General features: G+C 69.7%; 4 protein-coding genes and 1 pseudogene. 2 read left to right on the forward strand and 3 right to left on the reverse strand.

Going from position 1 to position 4,446, the window contains the following annotated elements:
* The 3 genes and pseudogenes from G6022_RS08820 to G6022_RS08830 form a co-directional block, all read right to left on the reverse strand.
* Positions 1-309: pseudogene (locus G6022_RS08820) on the reverse strand (hypothetical protein); the annotation flags it as partial.
* Positions 310-343: 34 nt separating this feature from the next.
* Entirely contained in the window at positions 344-871 is a 528-nt protein-coding gene (locus tag G6022_RS08825) for an NUDIX domain-containing protein (RefSeq protein ID WP_182639507.1), read from the reverse strand.
* 128 nt (positions 872-999) lie between these two features.
* Positions 1,000-1,692, reverse strand: coding sequence for a hypothetical protein (locus tag G6022_RS08830; protein WP_182691390.1), 693 nt, complete (start codon positions 1,690-1,692; stop codon positions 1,000-1,002).
* A gap of 413 nt (positions 1,693-2,105) precedes the next feature.
* On the opposite strand from G6022_RS08830, the gene G6022_RS08835 reads away from it, so the two are divergent.
* Together G6022_RS08835 and G6022_RS08840 are read left to right on the forward strand one after the other, a co-directional pair.
* Positions 2,106-3,557, forward strand: coding sequence for a hypothetical protein (locus tag G6022_RS08835; RefSeq protein ID WP_182639338.1), 1,452 nt, complete (start codon positions 2,106-2,108; stop codon positions 3,555-3,557).
* Positions 3,558-3,622: 65 nt separating this feature from the next.
* On the forward strand, positions 3,623-4,446 hold an 824-nt coding region (locus G6022_RS08840), incomplete at its 3' end, for a PspA/IM30 family protein (RefSeq protein ID WP_182691392.1).

The following is a 4,446-nucleotide window of genomic DNA, read 5'->3' on the forward strand; positions in this document are numbered from 1 at the left end:
CGGGCCGGCCGCGCCGTGCGAATGCCCGGAGGCCAGCACCAGGTGGACGACCCCCTGACCGGCGACGAGTCCGGCCGCCGAGGTGAGGATCGGTGACCGATGCCGGGCGAGGGCCGCGGTGACCACCCCGACACCGGCGCTGGCGGCCGCGACCATGAGGATCTGCCCCGAAGTGGGCGGACCCGCCGCTGCACCGGCGGCCAGGCCGTGGGCACTGATGCCGAACACGCCGCTGACCAGTGCGACCACGATTCCCACGACCGCGGTCACCACGGGCGGGACCTCGGCGCGCAGGCGGTCGGCGGACATGACCCGATTCTAGGCTGGACCTACGACTGGGCCCCTATCCGGCGGCTGCGCCTTCTGCGGTGGCGCCCTCTGCGTTCGTGCCCTCGGTGGCGGTCGCGAGGCGGGTGCGCTCCTCGTCGGCCAGGCCAGCCTCGATGCGCGCGAGCATATGCGGGCTCATGTCGGGCAGGTCGTCGATCGCGAACCAGCGGACGTCGGTGTTCTCACCGTCCGCGGGGTGCGGCTCGCCGTCGAGGTAGGTGCAGGCGAAGGTGTGGTCGATGTACTGCGCCCGGTCGCCGTTGGCATACGTGACCATTCGGGAGACGCCGAGGGAGGCGAGTCGGTCGACGCGGATGTCCACGGCAGCTTCTTCGCGTGCTTCGCGCACTGCGGTGTGGGCCGGGTGTTCACCGGGGTCGATGATGCCGGTGACGGGGGTCCACCAGCCGTTGTCGCTGCGTCGGACGAGCAGGATCCGTTCGCGGGCGGGGTGGCGGATGACGGCGGTTGCCCCGGCGAGCCACAGCGGGGCGCTGCCGACGTGTTTGCGGAGTTCGAGCACGAAGTCGGGGGTCGCCATACCGGTGAGCGTATCGGCCGGTGAGCCTGCCGACCGAAATGACGGATCCCCCGCCGACCGAATGGTCGACGGGGGATTCGCGGAGTGCTATCCGGTCGCTGACTCAGTCAGCGTGGAGGGGCAGAACCTCAGTTCTGCTGGTCCTCGGGCTCGCACTCGTCGCGCTCCATGGAGCCGTTGTCCTTGAGGAAGTCGATGGCCTCCGGCGGGAGGTTGCAGACGAGGCCGACGTTGATCTCGGGAAGCGGCGGCAGGTTGACGCCACCGGAGACGGCAAGGCCGACGCCGATGCCGACTGCGGCCAGCGAGCCGAGCGTTGCGAGGTCCGCAGCGTCAGAGCCGGTGCCGGTGCCGGTGGAACCCTCGATGATTGAACCGAGGTTGACGTCGCCCGAGCCGATGTTGTCGGAACCGGACTGAAGAGCATCGACGGAACCCGTGATGATGGTGTTAAGCGAACCGGTGTCCGGATCCAGCGACCCACCCGGCTCCGTCAGCTCCGCCAGCGAACCGGTCAGCGCAGTAAGCGAGCCACCCGGCTCCGTCAGCTCCGCCAGCGAACCGGTGTCCGGATCCAGCGACCCACCCGGCTCCGTCAGCTCAGCGAGGGAGCCGGACGGCAGAGTGCCCGGATCGGGAAGGTCGGCCGCATCCGAGCCGAGAGCAAGGCCGAGGTTGAGCGCGAGCTCGCCGGAGCCCAGAGCGGCGCCGAGGTCCACCCCGAGCTCGGCACTGCCCTGCGCGTTGGCCACACCCGGCATGGAGCCGAGCGCGAGTCCGGAGGCCGCGATGACGGCCATCATCCGCTTGGAGTTCTTCATAGGAATTGCCTTCCTGTTGTCGTTGACGACGCGGCGATTCGGAATCTCCCCCTGCCCGCCGGCCCGGCGTGTGGTCTTGACCACCCGCCGTTCGATCGTGTCATCACCATATCGATGCAATCCTCAGGGCTGTTACACCACGCTCTTCTATGACACAGCAACACGCCGACGATGGGCGGTTGGCCAACCTCGCAGTTAGACGCCAAATCGGGCCCGACACTGACCTTCTCGGCCCACGACCTCGGCATATGTAAATATTAAGAAATAAACTTGCTTTAACTAATTACTGGCAATTGCCCGTCAGGTGAGTTTAATCACATATTCGGATGGCGGCGCCCGAGAGCCAGCTGAGCTAACACATTCCGGCCGAAGTTGAGGTTAACCTCGCATCGTCCCCGATCATCAGGAGCGTCATGGCATCGAGCACCACCGGAGTCCTCTTCCCCACCGATTCGTCCGGGAACCGCTCGACAGGACGGCTGGCCAAGGACGTCGTCGCCGACGCACTCACCACCGTGGACCCGGCGGCCTCCGAGCGCGTCCACCGGATCAAGGACTGGCGTAAGGGCTACATCGAGCCCTTCACCGAACTCGTCAGCGCCGGGGTGTCCGACCCGGCGGCCTGGGACGGTGTCGCGCGGGCCGCGCTCGAGTCGCTGCAGTCCCGCATGGTCGGGGTACACGACGCGAACGGGGAGACCGTGGAGACCCCGATGTCGGACTACCTCGCCGTCGTCGCCCCCACCAACACCCCGACGACCGACACGATCCAGGGCACGGCGACCCCGGTCCGCGAGCTGTCCATCCCCTTCCGCGGCGAGGAACTGACCGGCGACCTCCTGCGCGCCCGGCTGGACAAGTGGGTGGCGGCCGGTGTGATCGAACCCAGCTGCGCCGACGCCCTGAAGCTCGTCCAGGACAATCCACAGTGGCTCTCCCTGCCCGGCCGCGCCATGCTCGTCCTGGGCCTCGGCTCGGAGATGGGACCTGCTCGCCGCCTCCTGCAGTGGGGTGCCGACGTGATGGGCGTCGACCTGCCGTCGAGCCCCGCGTGGGATCGCTTCCGCGGGGAGGCCTCGACGTTCGCGGGGCGCCTTCACGTACCCACCGGGCCGGACGGCCGCCCCGGCATCGACCTGCTCACCCAGCTCCCCGAACTCGCGGCGTGGGCCAGGGCCGCAGCCCCCGCACCGCTCACCGTGGGCAGCTACTTCTACGCGGACGGCGGAACCCACGTCCAGCTCTCCTCTGCCGCGGACGCCCTCGTCGTCGACCTCCTACGCGACAACACCGCCGACGCGCTCGCCTACCTCGCCACCCCGATGGACACCTTCGTCGTCCCCGCGGACGTGCGGGAGGCCTCCGACGCGGCGCTCGCGGCGCGCAAGATCACCGACGTCAAGCGACTCGTCGGCTCCGTCGCCCGCGGCAAGGTCTTCGCCCGCAACTACCCGGCCGGCCACGGCCCGGCGGTGCACGACGCCCTCGTCCCCCAGCAGGGCCCCAACTACACGCTGGCCAAGCGCGTCCAGCGGTGGCGCGCGACCACCGCGTTCGCCGACGGCCACACCGTCTCGATCAACGTCGCCCCCGCCACCGACACCCACTCGGTCACCAAGAACAAGATCCTCGCCGCCACCTACAAGGGCGCCTACGCCTTCGGCATCGAGATCTTCGCGCCCGACACCTCCGCCGCCCTGCTCGCCGCGCTGATGGTCCACGACCTCAACGTGGGACGGCCGGACGTCGGGGTGCAGTGGGAGCACGAGTCCCACGGGGCGGCCTCGGGAGGGTTGTGGCGCCAGCCCTACCTGCCGCGGACCGCGCTGCCCGTGGCCGCACTGCTCGGTACCGTCAAGAGGTAGGAACACGCCCCGGACCGATCTGCCGGTCCGGGGCCCGCCGGTGCCGACAGAGTAAGGACCCCGCCATGCCGAACCCGTTCTCCAAGAGCTGGAACTACCTCAAGGCCTCGCTCGACAAGAAGGTCGACGACAACGCGGACCCCAAGATCCTCGTCCGCCAGGCCATGGACAACGCCCGCCAGCAGCACAAGTCGGTGACGGACCAGGCAGCCGCCGTGATCGGCAACGCCAAGCAGCTCGAGATCGCCATGGGCACCAAGTCGCGGCAGCTCGACGAGGTGCAGGGACAGATCCGGCAGACCCTCCAGGTGGCCGAGTCGGCGCGTGCCGAGGGGGACACCGCCCGCGCCGCCCAGTTCGACGCACAGGCCGAGCAGCTGGCCGGCCGGATGGTCACCCTGGAGCAGGACCTCGAGAACACCAAACAGCTGCACGGGCAGGCGGTGCAGGCCGCCGAGCAGGCCAAGCAGGCGGTCAGGGAGTCCGACCAGCGTCTGCGCGAGACGCTCGCGCAGGAGGACCAGCTCCTGCTCCAGGCCACCCAGGCGGAGATGCAGCACCGGACCGTCGATTCCATGTCCTCGCTGGAGGGGGTCGGCGGCGGCAACTCGCCCACGTTCGACGAGATCCGCGCCAAGATCGAGGGTCGCTACACCACGGCGCTCGGCAAGCAGGAGCTCGCGGAGGCCACGGGGTCCCCGTCCAGCGCGCAGCTCGACGCCGCCGCGTTCACCCGCGAGTCGGAGGGCAGGAGCAAGCTCGAGCAGATCCGGGCGTCCATGGGGCTGAGCGGTGGCGGCACCGCGGTCGAGGGTGCCAGGGCGGGTGGCGCCACGGACCGGCAGTTGCCCGAGGGCGCCGGGGCCGACGGTTCCGCGGACGCCGCGAC

Source organism: Dietzia sp. Cai40, from assembly GCF_014145165.1.
GTDB lineage: Bacteria > Actinomycetota > Actinomycetes > Mycobacteriales > Mycobacteriaceae > Dietzia > Dietzia natronolimnaea.

What these genes read in the sequence shown, in the direction of transcription:
- G6022_RS08825 (WP_182639507.1), bottom strand. Translation starts at nt 871, where the DNA reads ATGGCGACCCCCGACTTCGTGCTCGAACTCCGCAAACACGTCGGCAGC.
- G6022_RS08830 (WP_182691390.1), bottom strand. Translation starts at nt 1,692, where the DNA reads ATGAAGAACTCCAAGCGGATGATGGCCGTCATCGCGGCCTCCGGACTC.
- G6022_RS08835 (WP_182639338.1), top strand. Translation starts at nt 2,106, where the DNA reads ATGGCATCGAGCACCACCGGAGTCCTCTTCCCCACCGATTCGTCCGGG.